The organism is Sphingopyxis flava (genome assembly GCF_900168005.1).
GTDB lineage: Bacteria > Pseudomonadota > Alphaproteobacteria > Sphingomonadales > Sphingomonadaceae > Sphingopyxis > Sphingopyxis flava.
Genome location: NZ_FUYP01000016.1, coordinates 19,505 through 33,805 on the forward strand (window position 1 = coordinate 19,505; position 14,301 = coordinate 33,805).

General features: G+C 64.5%; 19 protein-coding genes. 8 read left to right on the forward strand and 11 right to left on the reverse strand.

The window, feature by feature from the left end; translation table 11 throughout:
• Positions 1 to 3: 3 nt before the first annotated feature.
• The 4 genes from trbE to trbB are packed head-to-tail and all read right to left on the reverse strand — an operon-like array spanning position 4 to position 4,047.
• Entirely contained in the window at positions 4 to 2,451 is a 2,448-nt protein-coding gene (gene trbE / locus B5X69_RS13370; RefSeq protein ID WP_079639270.1) for a conjugal transfer protein TrbE, read from the reverse strand.
• On the reverse strand, positions 2,448 to 2,717 hold the full coding sequence (locus B5X69_RS13375; protein WP_079639212.1) for a VirB3 family type IV secretion system protein: 270 nt from the start codon (positions 2,715 to 2,717) through the stop codon (positions 2,448 to 2,450). The genes trbE and B5X69_RS13375 overlap by 4 nt, the downstream gene beginning before the upstream one ends.
• The gene (locus B5X69_RS13380) at positions 2,717 to 3,064 is read right to left on the reverse strand and encodes a TrbC/VirB2 family type IV secretion system protein (RefSeq protein ID WP_245798736.1); all 348 of its coding nucleotides are present in this window, start codon (positions 3,062 to 3,064) and stop codon (positions 2,717 to 2,719) included. The genes B5X69_RS13375 and B5X69_RS13380 overlap by 1 nt, the downstream gene beginning before the upstream one ends.
• Positions 3,061 to 4,047 carry a P-type conjugative transfer ATPase TrbB gene (gene trbB / locus B5X69_RS13385; RefSeq protein WP_079639213.1) on the reverse strand — a complete coding sequence of 329 codons (987 nt, stop codon included), beginning with the start codon at positions 4,045 to 4,047 and terminating at the stop codon, positions 3,061 to 3,063. Before trbB ends, B5X69_RS13380 begins: the two co-directional genes overlap by 4 nt.
• A gap of 408 nt (positions 4,048 to 4,455) precedes the next feature.
• On the opposite strand from trbB, the gene B5X69_RS13390 reads away from it, so the two are divergent.
• From B5X69_RS13390 to B5X69_RS21535, 4 genes are all read left to right on the forward strand, one after another.
• The gene (locus B5X69_RS13390) at positions 4,456 to 4,974 is read left to right on the forward strand and encodes a helix-turn-helix domain-containing protein (protein WP_079639214.1); all 519 of its coding nucleotides are present in this window, start codon (positions 4,456 to 4,458) and stop codon (positions 4,972 to 4,974) included.
• A gap of 60 nt (positions 4,975 to 5,034) precedes the next feature.
• A complete protein-coding gene (locus B5X69_RS13395) occupies positions 5,035 to 5,364 on the forward strand; it encodes a hypothetical protein (protein WP_245798737.1) in 330 nt (109 codons plus the stop codon).
• A gap of 32 nt (positions 5,365 to 5,396) precedes the next feature.
• Complete coding sequence (locus tag B5X69_RS21530; protein WP_176141604.1) at positions 5,397 to 5,885, forward strand: hypothetical protein; 489 nt, start codon at positions 5,397 to 5,399, stop codon at positions 5,883 to 5,885.
• A gap of 77 nt (positions 5,886 to 5,962) precedes the next feature.
• Entirely contained in the window at positions 5,963 to 6,796 is an 834-nt protein-coding gene (locus B5X69_RS21535) for a JAB domain-containing protein (RefSeq protein ID WP_176141605.1), read from the forward strand.
• Positions 6,797 to 6,804: 8 nt separating this feature from the next.
• Here the strand turns inward: B5X69_RS21535 and B5X69_RS13405 are convergent, their stop codons facing one another.
• From B5X69_RS13405 to B5X69_RS13435, 7 genes are all read right to left on the reverse strand, one after another.
• Positions 6,805 to 8,604 carry a type IV secretion system DNA-binding domain-containing protein gene (locus B5X69_RS13405; RefSeq protein ID WP_245798738.1) on the reverse strand — a complete coding sequence of 600 codons (1,800 nt, stop codon included), beginning with the start codon at positions 8,602 to 8,604 and terminating at the stop codon, positions 6,805 to 6,807.
• 100 nt (positions 8,605 to 8,704) lie between these two features.
• A complete protein-coding gene (locus B5X69_RS13410; protein WP_245798739.1) occupies positions 8,705 to 9,409 on the reverse strand; it encodes a lytic transglycosylase domain-containing protein in 705 nt (234 codons plus the stop codon).
• A gap of 12 nt (positions 9,410 to 9,421) precedes the next feature.
• Positions 9,422 to 9,754 (reverse strand): DUF736 domain-containing protein, encoded by a 333-nt coding sequence (locus B5X69_RS13415; RefSeq protein WP_079639217.1) that lies wholly within the window; start codon positions 9,752 to 9,754, stop codon positions 9,422 to 9,424.
• Positions 9,748 to 10,410, reverse strand: a complete 663-nt coding sequence (locus B5X69_RS13420; RefSeq protein WP_079639218.1) for a S26 family signal peptidase — start codon at positions 10,408 to 10,410, stop codon at positions 9,748 to 9,750. The genes B5X69_RS13415 and B5X69_RS13420 overlap by 7 nt, the downstream gene beginning before the upstream one ends.
• A complete protein-coding gene (locus B5X69_RS13425; RefSeq protein WP_079639219.1) occupies positions 10,410 to 10,664 on the reverse strand; it encodes a helix-turn-helix transcriptional regulator in 255 nt (84 codons plus the stop codon). Before B5X69_RS13425 ends, B5X69_RS13420 begins: the two co-directional genes overlap by 1 nt.
• 119 nt (positions 10,665 to 10,783) lie before the next feature.
• Positions 10,784 to 11,296 carry a DUF2285 domain-containing protein gene (locus tag B5X69_RS13430; protein ID WP_245798740.1) on the reverse strand — a complete coding sequence of 171 codons (513 nt, stop codon included), beginning with the start codon at positions 11,294 to 11,296 and terminating at the stop codon, positions 10,784 to 10,786.
• A 52-nt stretch (positions 11,297 to 11,348) separates the two neighbouring features.
• Positions 11,349 to 11,549 (reverse strand): transcriptional regulator domain-containing protein, encoded by a 201-nt coding sequence (locus tag B5X69_RS13435; RefSeq protein WP_079639221.1) that lies wholly within the window; start codon positions 11,547 to 11,549, stop codon positions 11,349 to 11,351.
• A 243-nt stretch (positions 11,550 to 11,792) separates the two neighbouring features.
• Here B5X69_RS13435 and B5X69_RS13440 point away from each other — a divergent pair, with 243 nt between their 5' ends.
• From B5X69_RS13440 to B5X69_RS13455, 4 genes are all read left to right on the forward strand, one after another.
• Positions 11,793 to 12,011 carry a DUF5818 domain-containing protein gene (locus tag B5X69_RS13440; RefSeq protein ID WP_079639222.1) on the forward strand — a complete coding sequence of 73 codons (219 nt, stop codon included), beginning with the start codon at positions 11,793 to 11,795 and terminating at the stop codon, positions 12,009 to 12,011.
• A 142-nt stretch (positions 12,012 to 12,153) separates the two neighbouring features.
• Positions 12,154 to 12,537 carry an MbcA/ParS/Xre antitoxin family protein gene (locus tag B5X69_RS13445; RefSeq protein WP_079639275.1) on the forward strand — a complete coding sequence of 128 codons (384 nt, stop codon included), beginning with the start codon at positions 12,154 to 12,156 and terminating at the stop codon, positions 12,535 to 12,537.
• A gap of 3 nt (positions 12,538 to 12,540) precedes the next feature.
• Positions 12,541 to 13,230 (forward strand): RES family NAD+ phosphorylase, encoded by a 690-nt coding sequence (locus B5X69_RS13450; protein ID WP_079639223.1) that lies wholly within the window; start codon positions 12,541 to 12,543, stop codon positions 13,228 to 13,230.
• Between the two features lie 115 nt (positions 13,231 to 13,345).
• Positions 13,346 to 14,266, forward strand: coding sequence for a HEPN domain-containing protein (locus B5X69_RS13455; RefSeq protein ID WP_079639224.1), 921 nt, complete (start codon positions 13,346 to 13,348; stop codon positions 14,264 to 14,266).
• The last annotated feature ends 35 nt before the right edge of the window (positions 14,267 to 14,301 follow it).

The following is a 14,301-nucleotide window of genomic DNA, read 5'->3' on the forward strand; positions in this document are numbered from 1 at the left end:
TTTTCACGGACTTTCTCCTTCGATTTGCGGGTTGGCTTCGGGGGGAGAAATGAGCTCGGCCGCCCACTCGAGACGGCGGTAGCGGAGCCAGGCCGCGGCGAAGTGCGCGCGTCCGTGCGCCTCGACCAGCTCGGTGATTTGAAGCTGATCGGCCTTGGATGATGCGGCAGCGAAGGCGAGCGCGATATCGCCGAGACCCAATTCGAAAAGGCGGTTGCCGCGGCGCGACTGGCAATAATAGTCGCGCTTCGGCGTCGCCCGGCTCAATATCTCGATCTGGCGGTCGTTGAGACCAAAGCGCTCATATATGCTTGCGACCTGCGGTTCGGCCGCTCGATCATTTGGCAGGAAAATCCGCGTCGGGCAGCTTTCGACGATCGCCGGCGCAATATGCGAGCCCTCGATATCGGCGAGACTCTGGGTGGCAAAGACCACGCTCGCATTTTTCTTGCGCAAGGTCTTCAGCCATGCGCGAAGCTGCGATGTGAAGGCCGGGCTATCGAGGACGAGCCAGCCCTCGTCGATGATGATGAGAGTCGGCGAGCCGTCGAGACGCCTCTCGATCCGGTGAAAAAGATAGGAAAGCACGGCGGCTGCAGCGGATGTGCCGACAAGCCCCTCGGTCTCGAGCGCCTCGACCCGCGCGTCGCCGAGCCGTTCTTCCTCGGCATCGAGCAGTCGCCCCCAGGGGCCGCCGACAAGATAGGGCGCAAGCGCCTGCTTGAGCATTTGCGACTGGAGAAGCACCGCGAGTCCCGTCAGCGTCCGCTCCGACCTCGGCGCGGTGGCGAGCGAGCAAAGCGCCGACCAGAGATGCTCCTTCGCCGCAAGGTCGATGGAAACCCCCTCGCCCGCCAGCAGCGCGGCGAGCCATTCGGCTGCCCAGGCGCGCTCGGCCGCCTCGTCGATGCGCGCAAGCGGCTGCAGCGCAACGCCGCCTTCGGCGTTATAGAGCGAGCCGCCGAGATCCTGCCAGTCACCGCCCATCGCCAGGGCGGCCGCACGGATCGAGCCTCCGAAATCGAAGACGAATATCTGGCTCGCGCGGTATCGGCGGAACTGCAGCGCCATGATGCCAAGCAGCACCGATTTTCCCGATCCGGTTGGACCAATGACGAGGCAATGACCAACGTCGCCGACATGCAGCGAGAAGCGGAACGGCGTCGAGCCCTCGGTCCTGCCGTATAGCAAGGGGGCATCCCCAAGATGCTCATCGCGCTCCGCGCCTGCCCAAACCGCTGAGAGCGGGATCAGATGAGCAAGGTTCAAGGTCGAGAGGGGAGGCTGGCGGACATTGGCATAAACATGTCCCGGCAGGCTCCCGAGCCATGCCTCGAGCGCATTCACGCTTTCAGCCGTGCAGGTGAAATCGCGGGCCTGGATGGTCTTCTCCGCAAGGCGAAGCTTCTCCGCCGCCCGTGCAGGATCCCGATCCCATACGGTCACGCTCACCGAGACATAGGCGATGCCGGCGCTGTCGGCGCCGAGTTCCTGCAGCGCAAGGTCGGCATCGGCCGCCTTGTTCGCCGCATCGCTGTCGACGAGAACCGATGCCTCGTTGGTCATGACCTCCTTGAGGATCGCGGCAATGGACTTTCGCTTTGCAAACCACTGCCGCCGGATTTTCGTGAGCACCCGCGCCGCGTCGGTCTTGTCGAGCATGATCGCGCGGCTTGACCAGCGATAGCCAAAGGCGAGCCGGTTGAGCTCGTCGAGCAGGCCCGGAAAGGTTTCGCTTGGAAAGCCCGTGATCGTCAGCGTGCGCAGATGATGCTCGCCAAGGCGCGGTTCGAGCCCGCCGACGAGCGGCTCGTCGGTGAGCAGCGCATCAAGATAGGCGGGCGTCTCGGGGACGCGAACCCGCTGCACCTTCGTCGAGACCGTACTGTGGAGATAGCTCAGCGTTTCGCCGTCATCGAGCCAGCGCACCTCGGGCATGAAGCCTTCGACGAGATGCAAGAGCCGCTCGGTGCGATCGATGAAGCCCGCGAGCCATTGCCAGGGGTCGACGCCCTTCTTCGCGCCGCCTTCAAAAAGCCAGGCTTCGGCGCGCGCACGCTCCTCGGCGGGCGGCAGCCAGACGAGGGTCAGATAGTAGCTGCTCTCGAAGTGCGCGCCTTCCTCGCGAAACTGCTCGCGGCGCTCGATATCGACGAGCCGCGAGACGGGATCGGGAAAATCCGAGATCGGATAGCTTTGCGCGGCGAGCCGCTGGGCTTCCACAAATACCGCCCAGCCCGATCCGAGGCGCCGCAGCGCACTGTTGAGGCGCGCGGTGACCGCGACCATTTCAGCAGGCGTGGCGCTGTCAAGGTCCGGGCCGCGAAAGCGCGCGGATCGCTGGAACGACCCGTCCTTGTTCAGCACCACGCCCTCCGCCACCAGGCAGGCCCAAGGCAGAAAGTCTGCAAGGCAGGCGGATTTCGATCGATATTCGGACAAATTCATCATGGCCGCATCCATCCAGGATATTTGAGGTGACGCTGTGTGACCTCGACGAACGCGGGATCGCGCCGGGCTGCGCAGACGGCGAGCGCGTGGCCGATGGCCCAGAGCGCGATCCCGGCGATCCAGAGGCGAAGACCCAGTCCGATCGCGCCGCCGAGCGTAGCGTTGACGATCGCGAGGCTGCGCGGCGCGCCGCCGAGCAGGATGGGCTCGGCGAGCGAGCGGTGCACCGGGGCGAAAAAGCCCGGGACATTCTCGTTGCGGTCCATCAAACGAGCGCCCCGCCGCCAAAGGAGAAGAAGGAGAGGAAGAAGCTCGAGGCAGCGAAGGCGATCGACAGGCCGAACACGATCTGGATCAGGCGCCTGAAGCCGCCCGAGGTGTCGCCGAAAGCGAGACTGAGCCCGGTGACGATGATGATGATGACCGCGATGATTTTTGCGACAGGCCCCTCGATGCTTTCGAGGATCGACTGGAGCGGCGCCTCCCAGGGCATAGACGAACCGCCGGCATAGGCAGGTGCCGCGTAGAAGAGCCACGCAGCGAGGATCGAGGTGCGATAAAGCGGGCCGCACGCCCAGCGCCCGGCCCGGCGGCGCGTCACTGTCTTTGTCATTGGAGAATTCCTTCGCAAGGGGTGGAGAGAGGGGTAAGGCGATATTCGCCCGTCAAAAGGTCGAGCCCGTCGATGCGCGCAAGCTCGGACAGGCGGCGTGAGCTGCCGACGCGGACGAGCACGGCGACAAGATCGATGGTGTCGGCAAGCAGTGCGCGCGGAACGGCCACCACCGCCTCCTGGATGAGTTGCTCCATCCGGCGCAGCGCGCCCAGCGCGCTTCCGGCGTGGATTGTGCCGACGCCGCCCGGATGTCCGGTGCCCCAGGCCTTCAAAAGATCGAGCGCCTCGGCGCCGCGCACCTCGCCGATCGGGATGCGATCCGGGCGCAGGCGCAGCGACGCGCGCACAAGATCTCTGAGCGAGGCTACGCCGTCCTTCGTGCGCATGGCGACCAGATTGGGCGCCGCGCATTGCAGCTCGCGCATATCCTCGATCAGCACGATGCGGTCGGCACTTCTCGCCATTTCGGCGAGCAACGCGTTTGCGAGCGTTGTCTTGCCGGTCCCGGTGCCGCCGGCGACGAGGATATTTGCGCGCGCGGCGACCGCGCACCGGAGGAGCTCGGCGTCGCCCTCGGAAAGAATCCCCGCGCCGACATAGTCATCAAGGGAAAAGACCGCGACCGCGGGCTTGCGGATCGCGAAGGCCGGCGCCGTCACAACCGGAGGGAGCAGCCCTTCGAACCGCTCCCCGCCTTCGGGCAGCTCCGCGGACACACGGGGCCGATCGCCATGAACTTCCTCGCCGACATGATGGGCAACGAGGCGGACGATGCGCTCGCCGTCCGCGGCGCTCATCAAAGAGCCGCTATCGCGGATCCCTTCACCGACCCGGTCGACCCAAAGCCGCCCGTCGGGGTTGAGCATGATCTCGATCACCGCAGGGTCGGCAAGCCACTCGGTGATCGCCGCTCCGAGCGCGGTCCTGAGCATGCGCGCGCTGCGACGTTGCGCTTCCGATCTGCCGAGCTCGATGGCCATGGATCACCCCGTTCGCTTGCGCCGGCGGAAGCGCCGGCTCAACGGGGCGAATCAAGAGACGCAGAAATGCTCGCGCTTCAACAGGAAAAAGCGCGCGTCGTAGAATCGGCTAAAAAAAGAAAGTTTAGCGTAGGCAGCAACCGGCAAAGGCCATCGCGAATCGCGCAGGGGCAGCATCCCGATTCGGAAAAATGCCGTGAATGGACAGAAGCGCTCCTGGTTGGCATGTGCCTGGCAGTTGTCGCCGCGTCGATGCTGCGCGGGGATGTCGAAGGATCAATGCCGCGCGCGGCTTCTCGACCGAGAGATGGGAGAAAGGTAAAAAGACGCCAATCCAGCACCCAAGTCTAAGATTGCCCATCAGAACCAGGCAGCGACCGGCCTAACTCCGCAACGCCCAGGGACAAAATGACATCCCCGACCGACCCGATTGACGACAGCGCCGAGCTCTGGACCAGGCTCACCGAGAAGCAGCGCGACTGCCTCGACCTCCTCCTCGAGCATAAGACCTCAAAGGAAATTGCGCGGATACTCGATATTTCGAAGGATACCGTCGATCAAAGACTGAAATCTGCACGCAGCGCGCTGGGAACACGCAACCGCGCCGAAACCGCGGTTCTCTATGGCCAGCTTAAAGGAATATACGATCAAATCGTATACGACGCAGCAGCGCTTCCCCTCCAGCCGCAATGGGTGCGATCCCGCTTTTCGGACGGGGACCCGCCCAACCTTGCCGATCTCCAGGATAGCAGCGCGCTTCCGGACATCGGGTCAAGGCCGGGTTCCTTGTTCAAGGATCTAGGGAGGCACGATCATGGCATCGCGGCGCGGATCGGGATTTATTTCGGACTTCTTGCCGTGACGATCCTGATCCTGCTCGGCGGTCTCGGGATCGCCCAAGGCCTCGAGCAATTGCTCTCCCCGTAGATCCCGTCGTCAACTTGCCCCAATTGGCCGGAGCGCTGTGCTTCCGGTGAAGGAGAAGTCATGTCCGATACATTTGCTGCCATGGCCGCGCGGCTTCAGCGCGACATCCCGAAGGCGGAAAACCGCGTCGACGACAGCCTGATCGCGCTATCATCGCTTATGACCAGCGTCGTGACCGCGCGCCGGGCGACAGGCGTTCCGGCAAAAACCGGCCAGCGCACCATCCTGCGCCTTGCCAAGGCCCAGCTCTCGCTGGTCGAGGTTGGCGGTGAACTCCTGCGCGCGCATGGCGAGCTTGCCGAGATTGGCAAGGAAACAGCCGGTTATGATCTACGCGAGTGCCCGCCGTCCGCGCTTGCCGAGATATCCTCCATCGCCAAGGTCAGTTGACCGGGGCGCGGCCGGCCCGGATAGTGGCGGACATGCGAATAGCCGTTTTCGCCACCCTGTTGCTAGCCGCTCTCATCTATGCTGCGAGGAAAGGCGGCGGCCCCGAGCGGGTCATGGTCGGTATCGCGCTCATCATCCTTCTCTGGGACCGGCTGCTCGTCCTCTTGGGCGCGGTGACCTACCAGCGCGTCGATGTCGGCTATCTTGCTCAAGACCTGTTCGGCGCCGCGGCGACTCTCGTCCTGGCGCTCTTTGCAAAGCGCTTCTGGCCGCTTCTCGCGGCGGTTCTCCACACGCTGCCGCTCCTCGCCCATTTCGCACGCGCAGTCGATATCGCGGTGAACCCCGTCGTCTATCTTACAATGCAGGTCGCTGCTTCATGGTTGATCCCGCCTCTGCTCATCGCCGCAACATGGCGCCACCAGCAAAGACTGCGCCGGACCGGCAGCTATCCATCCTGGCGGAGATGGTCGCGCTCGTCGCCCCAGCCGACGCCGAACGGATCGCAGCAAGCCTATTAGCCGAATTCCAGACCATCGGCCGGATCTGGTCACGCACACCCCAGGACATTGACCGGGTGACAGGTGCGGGATCTGAGGTGACGAGGCTCCTTCTTCGTTCGCGAGTGTTCGCGCTCGAGGCCCTCTCGTCGGGCTTGCATGGGATAAGGATCGACCCCTGTTGCACGGCCCTGCGCGACTATCTGGTCCTCCAGATGGGATCGCTCCCCGACGAGCAGCTGCGCGTTCTCTTTCTGGATGCGGGGGGACATCTCATCGCCGATGAGCAATTGCAGCATGGAACCCTCACCCGTCTCGCGCTTTATCCGCGCACGATCTTTCGCCGCGCGCTTGAGCTCAATGCCGGCGGCATCATCCTCGTTCACAATCATCCAAGCCGCGACCCGACACCGAGCGACCACGACATCGCGGTCACGCGGCTACTTGACCGGATCGGCCGCGAACTCGACATCAAGCTGGTCGACCACATCATCGTTACCGAATGCGGCACGCGTCACATTCGCACCAGCGGAGCCGCGACAAAGTTGGAGCGCGGCACCTTGCAGCAGCTTCGCAGTCCGGGGCCCGCCGAGAGGGGCAAAATCGCTTTGGAAAATGCCAAGGCCACGCTGCGACGGCGCCTTCTGCGTGATCAGCTTTTCGGCGCGCCCGAATTGTTCGGCGATCCCGCGTGGGAGATGCTCATCGATATATTCATCCATGAGTGCGAGGGTGAGCCCCTGCCTCTCAGTTCGCTCTGCGTCACGCCAAGCATCCCGATGAGCAGCGCGCTCAGGCTCTGCCGGAAATTATGCGCTGCCGGGATCGTCGATCGCATACCCGACCCGGGCGATGGTCGCCGAAGCTTCGTCAGGCTCACACCCGAAACCGCGCACCGGATGCGGGCCTATTTCGAGGAGGGGCGCGGCTGACCGGCCCGTCAGAGCGGACCTTCATCGAGCACGGAGGAGATCGCGGTGCGCCTGGCGTCGCTCGGTCCTCTCCCGCCGACCGCGCGCTGCCAAAGGCTCGCCGCCGGGTCGGCTGCAATAAAAGCGCGCTGCCCCGGCGGACCGCGGCGCGCGATGTGATCGCTGCTGAGCGAAATCCGCGCGACCGGCAGACCATCGGGAAAGAGCAAATAGCCTTCATAGCGCGCAAGGCGAAGCTCGCTTTCGGGCACCGCGGGGCGCGTTCGGCGCTGCCGGCCCAGCGTGAAATGGGGTGCATGATCGCGATCGCCGAGTCCGCCGGTCATGGTATGAACCTCGACCTCGCAATGGCCGACCGCGTCGCTCGCCCATTTCCGGCTCTCGCCGTCGATCATCTGGAGGAAGAGCTTGGTGTTGCAGCAGCCGAGCATCGATTCGGCGAGATCCTTGCCGTAGCGGTGCCGCATCTGCCCGATCGCCTGGAAGGTCAGCACGACCGCGGCGCCGAACTTTCGCCCCTCGGGAAGCAGCCGGGCAAGATTGTCGACGCGCGGGAGATCCGCAAGTTCGTCGAGGAGGAGCCAGACGCGCCGCTCCGGCGAGGGCGGCAGGGCAAGCAGCGCGCTTGCTGCGCATTCAAGCCAGCAGGCGAGCAGCGGCTTCGAAGCCTCGAAATAATCTTCCTTGCGCGGCACGAAGATCCAGGGCCTCTTTCCTTCGCAAGCGTCGAGACCGGCGATGAAATCGCGAAAGGAAAAGGGCGTCTCTTCTCCGTTTGGCAACCGCAGAAACTGGATGAGATTGGCGGCTTTCGCGAGCATGAAGAGGACGCTGCCGGTCGCGCGGTCTGCGTCGTCGGCAAAGATCCGCGCCGACGAGCTGTCGCCGAGCCACGCCTTGAGATCATCCCGGGTCCGATCCTGGAGCGCGTGAAGGAGGTCGGGCAAGCTCCCCTTCCCTTCGCGCCAGAGTGCGCGCAGCATATTGGCGACGAGGATGCGGCTCGTCTCGACCCAGACATCGCGCCCGTTGTGGCCGGTTTCGGTGATCAACTGCTGCGCGATGCGATCGGCATCCGCGGGGTGCGCGATCTCGGCAAAGGGCGACCAGTAGGCGCAGCGGGCATCGAAAGGATTGAGGATGACATCGCCGCGCGCGGGATTGAAATAGTGGGCAATGAATTCGCCGCTCGTGTCATAGACAAGCGCCGCCTCGCCGCGCGCCTCGATCCCGTCGAGCATTTGGCGCAGCACCGTGGTCTTGCCGCTACCGGTCGTGCCGATCATTGCCATGTGCCGGGTTTCGAGCCGCGGCGGGAGCGCAACGGACCCGATTGCAAGCGAGCGGGGGTCCGCCTCCTCGCGCGTCAGCTTTGCGAGCGCCGCCTCGCTCGCCACACGCGTACCGCTGATGAACCGGTCGCGCAGCGCGCGCTCGCGCCGCCGCGCCGCCGCTCCGCGCAAAAGGATCAGGCAGGAAAGCCAGGCTCCGAAGCCAGCCGCGCCGCCACGCAGGACCAAGGCGCCGGAGACTTGCGCAGCGCGGCGATAATAGGGATGAGCCGCGACCGCGCGCGCCGACACGCGGTAATCCACGTCGTCATGACGGATCGTCATGCCGGGATCGTGGCTCTTTGCAAACCATGTCAAAATCTTCGCCCGGCACCAGACACCGCTTGATTGGAGAGCAGGCGAGCTGAGCATCAGCCAAGGGGTACCGAGGCCCGCGAGCGCGATCGAGGAGAGCATGATCGCAAGGTGGCGCTTCAGGCGTCGGGTCTGGCTGTAGCGACGCTGCCGTCGCAGCATCTCCGCATGTAGGCGGCGATCATGCGGCTCTGTCATGATCTGGCGGCGAGGATCGCCTCACGATTTTCGCCTTTCCCGCCACGAGGTTGACGCTGATGGCTCATGGCTCGCGGCTTGAAAGCTGAATAAAGAGCGACGGCAGCGAAACGAGCGTGACAGGCCTTTCCTCCTCGTCCGCCGCCTGGGGCGGCAGACCGGGCCGGACTGCAAACAGCGGCCCATCGCGCCAGGACGGCGGCTCTTTGCGCGGGGCGGGCGCGGATTTGTCTGTCGCGCCTCGCATAAGGGGAGCGAGGTGGGCGACATAGGCGCGCGTTTCTGCCGGCAGCCCGCGGCGACCCCTTGCATAGGCGTCAGCGCGGCCCGGGCCTGCATTATAGGCAATGAGCATCAAGGAGATATTGCGATATCGGTCCCACATCGCACGGAGATAGGCAGTGCCTGCAAGAATGTTGGCGCGGGTATCAAAGGGATCAGACCCGAGCCTGTGGCGCGCGCTCAGCATAGCCCAGGTCGCGGGCATGATCTGCATCAGCCCTATTGCGCCAGCGCGCGAGACCGCGCGGGGATTGCCGCCGCTTTCGGCATGCATGACGCGCCAGATCCAGTCTTCGGGGACAGCGAAACGGCGCGCAGCTTCCGCCACGTGCGCTGCTTGTGCAGCGTGCCGCGGTGCGGCGGGGGCGCGGCGTTCCTGGCCTTCTGCCCGTGCCGCAGCGAGCATGGGATGCACCGCGATCGCCAGCGCGCAGGCGGCCGCGATCCGCCGCTTGTGCGCCGCGGCGCTGCGGCTGCGATGCCCCATGCCCGGCACCGCTCAGCTCCGGTCTTGCGGTTGCGACCGCGACCAGAGGAGATGATGTTCGCTGTCGTCGCGCGCCGAGCGAATGAGATTGGCGCGGAGCGACACCGGCAATGCGGGGTCGTCGATCTGCAGCGCGATATAGGGTCCGGCGCGCTCGCCGGTGCGGTCCCAGCCTGCGCCCACCTCGATCCTGCTGTCGGCCTCGCCGAGCAGCACGCGCCAATCGGGGGCATTCTCGGTATCGCTGGGCGCTGCTGGAACAATGGCAAGCGCCGCATCGAGCGTCAGCGTCGTAATCCGGCCCGAGTATCCGGGGTCGGCTTCGTGAAAGGTTCCGATCAGCATGAGATATAATCCTTCTTAGGGTGGAACGAGCGGGAGAGTCCGTGCGAGCGCCAGCGAAGCGACGAGCCGGGCGCCGATCGCGTGAGGATCGGCCGCGCAGGACCGAGAAGCCCGGAAACCGGCAGGGGCCCAAAGTAGCGGCTGTCGAGACTGTCGGATGCGGCGTTAAGAAGAAAGAGTTCGCCATGGCGAAGCGTGCGGCAGCCCCTCCAGCGCGGGAGCGCGCGTCCCCTCCGGTCGGCCGCGCGCGCGAATGCTGCGTGGCGTCCGTCGATCGATATTTTGGCACCCCAGCGGCAGACGCGGGCCCCGGGCGTTGCCGCGACATGTTTGAGAAGGGGCGTACCGAGAGGCAGGTAATCCCGGCGATCGAGCCAGTCAGCGACCGTAGGCGGGGGTATGATGGCAATGAGGTCGCCAAGCGCAGGGGTGCGCGCATCAATCCGGTAAAGGCCGACGGGGACGCTCGCGCTCGCGTTCCAGATCAGGCGCGGACGCGGCGACTGCCAGATAACCACGGCGAAGAGGGACGCGAATAGCGCCGCCGCTGCGAGCGTCGCAGCGAAATAGCCGCGGTGCAGGGCGGCACCGCCCGGAGGCGAAGCTCGCCTCAGTATCTGGCGGGTCCGCTCGCCCGCTTCGCGGCGCAGGAGCATCAGCGACGCACCACACGGCGCGCGGGATGGATCAACCGCTTGGGCGGATTTGTGGTCGAATAGCGAAGTCCAGTTCCAGCCCAGGCATCGAGATCGGAAATCTCGTAAACGATGCGCCCGCCAAGCTTCAGATATTTGGGGCCGGTGCCGAAGCAGCGGTGCTTTTCGAGTGTTCGCGCCGAGAGCCCGAGATGCAAGGCCGCATCGGGGGTTCTGAGATAGCGGGGGCCATCGGGCTCAAGCGGCTCGGTCATGGGCGGTCTCCGGCGTTAGCAAGTGACGTGCCCGCCAGGCTGGCGGGCCCAAGGCACGTCTCGCCGATCCTGATCATGACCGAGAACGGACAAAGCGCGGAAAGGTCGGAATGTCCCGATCAGCCAGCCGCGAGGAGCGCGCGGTAACCGCCGTCGCGCATCGCGAGCGCGCCGCGCTGCCATCGCGCGATGCGGCGCCTTTCGCTCGAGGCGTCCCACTCGGCGGCCGAATAGTGACGCGCATCAGGCGTAAGGAGCGCGGCGGCAAGCTCACGGGCCGACGCACCCACCGCAATGCCATCGAGAAGACGAAGCCACTGGACAAGGCGCCAGCGCTCGGTTGGGCCGGGATCGATGCCGGCGGGAGGCGTCACCAGCCCCTCCCCGCTCAGACCGCGATGCAGCGCTGCGGCGAGCGCGAGCCGGATGCCACCCTGCGCGTCGGCGGGGCAGACATAGGCAATTTCCTCATTGCCCTCGCAGTAGCGGACAGCGACGCGGTAATGGCGGCCCGCGAGCCGGAGCACGAGATGCCATTCGCGATAGCCGATCACTTCGCTCGCGACCCGGTCGCCGCGCACAAGTTCGGCGAGCCGCGCCGCCGCGAGTCCCTCAGGCGCCGGCTGGGCCACCGCGACGAGCGCGCAGGCATGCGGATGCCAGATAGCGGGTGCTTCGGCGGCGCTATGATCGGGGTCGAAGGCGAAAGACCAACCCCCAGTGGCGCGCGACCGCGCCGAGCGCCGCGGGCTTGCCGAGCGCGGCGTCATACTGACGCCGATAGGAGGGATTGCGGCGCAGAAACTCCTGCGCGAAATCCGCCCGATCATATCGCTCGAACATCTTCGTATAATATTCGGACCGCCAGTCGATCTTATGGTGCATTATATTCTCCCCATGGCAGAATCAGGGCCAAGGCCTGGAAATCCGGGCGCTTTTGCCGGAACAATCGACGGATGGGCTCCAGCGCACAGGCGATGAGCATAAGCGAGCTTTGTCAGATTGTGTCGCAGAGACGGCCTCAATCTGGTTCTAAATTCGCTGGGGACGAGTGATGCCGGAGGCAAAGCCCCGCCTTCGCATATGTTTGGACTGGCACTGGATCCGTGCATTCCATAAAGGCGGCTCATGACCGCGATCGGGACCAGGATTGACGAAACAGGAACGTTGGTCCGCGAGGCGGGCGGTTTCATCCTGCGCCGGGATCTCGGCGGCCGCTGGAAGCTCGATCTTCACCGTGTCCCTGTCGACCATATCGAAAAGCGCGTCCGGATCACCGGGGTCGTGGTCGGCGAGGATCTGGTGGATGTCGTCGGAGTGTCGCCGGAGATGCCGGGCCGCCCCTGATTGGGAAAGGCGGGGAACGGCTTGCAGGCGAGCCCTATTCGCGGGCGCCGATATGCTCATCCCGATACAGTGTGTTCCGATTCGGATCGAATGTTGATATTTGGCCAGATACGGACCATATAGGCTCTGAAAGGAGCCGATGATGGCAACCGCAGCCCGCAACGCGATCGACCGCAAGAGCCTGACTGGCCCGGCGCTGCGAACCTTCTTCAGTATCGCCGAGGCCTGGGATCTCAATGAGGCGGAGCAGATGGCACTGCTCGGGCTCGACAGCCGGTCGACCCTTCAGAACTGGAAGCGCGGCGAGGTAGCGGCGCTATCGAAGGATGCGCTCGAGCGGATTTCCTACGTGATGGGCATCTACAAGGGGCTCCAGATTCTTGTCCCCACGACCGCGGATAGCTGGGTGCGCAAGCCGAACAAGGCGAAGCTTTTCGGGGGCAAGTCGGCGCTCGACCGGATGACCTCGGGCAATGTCGCTGATCTTTATGTCGTGCGGCAGTATATCGACGGTCAGCGCGGCTAAGGCGTGCCACAAGATATTCCCGTCACCGCGACCCGCTGGTCGCCCTGCTATCGCATCATTCCCAGCCGCTTCCCACCGGTCGGGCTGTTCGACAAGGTCGCGCGCGCAGAGGATCTCGATGCAGTCTTCCAGATCGAGGCGATGACCAACGATCGCCTAAGGGACGAGGTGGGCGACCTTGCGCTCGTGCCGCCCGAGGATCGAGTTTCGGGCCCGGGAGCGACGCCCATCATGGCGGCCTTCACCCACCTCAACCCGGCGGGCAGCCGGTTCTCCGACGGCAGCTTCGGCGTCTTTTATGCCGCCCTCACGCTCGAGGCGGCCATCGCAGAGACGAAGCACCACCGCGCCAAATTCCTCGCTGCGACTAACGAGCCTGCGCAGGAAATCGACATGCGCGTCTACGCGGTCGACCTCGCCGCCGATCTCCACGACATCCGCGTCCTCGCAGCGAGCCATCCGCATCTTTACGATCCCGACAATTATGCGACCGCCCAGGGCCTCGCGTCCGAGCTGCGCGATGCGGGCGGCGACGGCATCCGCTTCTGGAGCGTCCGTCACCAGGGGGGCGAATGCGCTGCCGCCTTTCGCCCCCGCATTCTTTCAAACTGCCGGCAGGAGCGGCATCTTTGCTATGTTTGGGACGGGACCTCGATCAAGACGGTCTATGAAAAGCGAAGCCTTGGCGCGTGATGCTCGCCCTGCGCTTCCCCCTCCCTTTTTCCGGACGTCGCCGCGTTCGATAGCGCCAGATTGAGGGCAGAAGAACTTGCCAGCCCCTGGCTCACCCGTCAGAATCGAAACGGAAATGAGAAGCGACATCGACCATCTGCCGCCAAAGCAGCAAGGCGAGCTTGAGCGCATTACGCACGTGCTGATGGAGGAGTTTGCACGCTCGATCGAACGCGCAACGATGGAATGGAAGCGCAACGGCAAGATCCTCCGCATTGCCCTCTTCGGCAGCTATGCGCGGGGCGACTGGGTCGATGAGCCCGAGAACGGCTATCAGTCCGATTTTGATCTCTTGATCATCGTGAGCCACCCGGACCTCACCGACATTGCCGATCATTGGTATGTCGCCGAGGACAGGATCCTGCGCGATCCCGCGATAGGTCGAACCGTCAACATCATCGTCCACACGATGCAGGACGTGAACCAGGCGCTGCGCCGCGGCGAATATTTCTGGGTCGACATCATCCGCGACGGCATCGCCCTTTACGAGCTACCCAATCACCCGCTCGCTGCGCCGCAACCCATGACAGCCAGCGATGCGTACAGGATGGCATCAGAATATTATGCAAGTTCGTTCCCCGCAATCAATGTTCAGATCGAAACGGCTGGTTTTCAGGTTGAACGGGATCCGCTGAATAGGCAGTGGACGAACGCGGCTGCGTTTGCGCTTCACCAGGCCGTCGAACGCGCATACGGCTGCTTTCTTCTGACATACACCTTCTACTTTCCTCGGTCCCACAACATCAAATTCCTCCGCTCGCTCGCCGAGGATAAGGAGGCGCGACTGATCGCCGCTTGGCCGCGCGACAGCAAAATCGACCGCCGGCGTTTCGAGCTATTGAAACGGGCGTATGTCGAGGCTCGCTACTCGATGAGTTATGAGATCAGCGCCGAGGACCTTGCCGCATTGGCCGAGGCGGCGAACAGGCTGCGCGATATCGTGGAGACGCTCTGCACCGAACGGATCGACAGATTGCGGAGTGAGGCGGAGGGATAGGTTTTTGCCGCGACGCGGCATCACAAGGCCGCCGC

Coding starts and splice junctions, on each gene's coding strand:
- trbE (WP_079639270.1), bottom strand. CDS start 2,451: ATGATGAATTTGTCCGAATATCGATCGAAATCCGCCTGCCTTGCAGAC.
- B5X69_RS13375 (WP_079639212.1), bottom strand. CDS start 2,717: ATGGACCGCAACGAGAATGTCCCGGGCTTTTTCGCCCCGGTGCACCGC.
- B5X69_RS13380 (WP_245798736.1), bottom strand. CDS start 3,064: ATGACAAAGACAGTGACGCGCCGCCGGGCCGGGCGCTGGGCGTGCGGC.
- trbB (WP_079639213.1), bottom strand. CDS start 4,047: ATGGCCATCGAGCTCGGCAGATCGGAAGCGCAACGTCGCAGCGCGCGC.
- B5X69_RS13390 (WP_079639214.1), top strand. CDS start 4,456: ATGACATCCCCGACCGACCCGATTGACGACAGCGCCGAGCTCTGGACC.
- B5X69_RS13395 (WP_245798737.1), top strand. CDS start 5,035: ATGTCCGATACATTTGCTGCCATGGCCGCGCGGCTTCAGCGCGACATC.
- B5X69_RS21530 (WP_176141604.1), top strand. CDS start 5,397: ATGCGAATAGCCGTTTTCGCCACCCTGTTGCTAGCCGCTCTCATCTAT.
- B5X69_RS13405 (WP_245798738.1), bottom strand. CDS start 8,604: ATGCTGCGACGGCAGCGTCGCTACAGCCAGACCCGACGCCTGAAGCGC.
- B5X69_RS13410 (WP_245798739.1), bottom strand. CDS start 9,409: ATGGGGCATCGCAGCCGCAGCGCCGCGGCGCACAAGCGGCGGATCGCG.
- B5X69_RS13415 (WP_079639217.1), bottom strand. CDS start 9,754: ATGCTGATCGGAACCTTTCACGAAGCCGACCCCGGATACTCGGGCCGG.
- B5X69_RS13420 (WP_079639218.1), bottom strand. CDS start 10,410: ATGCTCCTGCGCCGCGAAGCGGGCGAGCGGACCCGCCAGATACTGAGG.
- B5X69_RS13425 (WP_079639219.1), bottom strand. CDS start 10,664: ATGACCGAGCCGCTTGAGCCCGATGGCCCCCGCTATCTCAGAACCCCC.
- B5X69_RS13435 (WP_079639221.1), bottom strand. CDS start 11,549: ATGCACCATAAGATCGACTGGCGGTCCGAATATTATACGAAGATGTTC.
- B5X69_RS13440 (WP_079639222.1), top strand. CDS start 11,793: ATGACCGCGATCGGGACCAGGATTGACGAAACAGGAACGTTGGTCCGC.
- B5X69_RS13445 (WP_079639275.1), top strand. CDS start 12,154: ATGGCAACCGCAGCCCGCAACGCGATCGACCGCAAGAGCCTGACTGGC.
- B5X69_RS13455 (WP_079639224.1), top strand. CDS start 13,346: ATGAGAAGCGACATCGACCATCTGCCGCCAAAGCAGCAAGGCGAGCTT.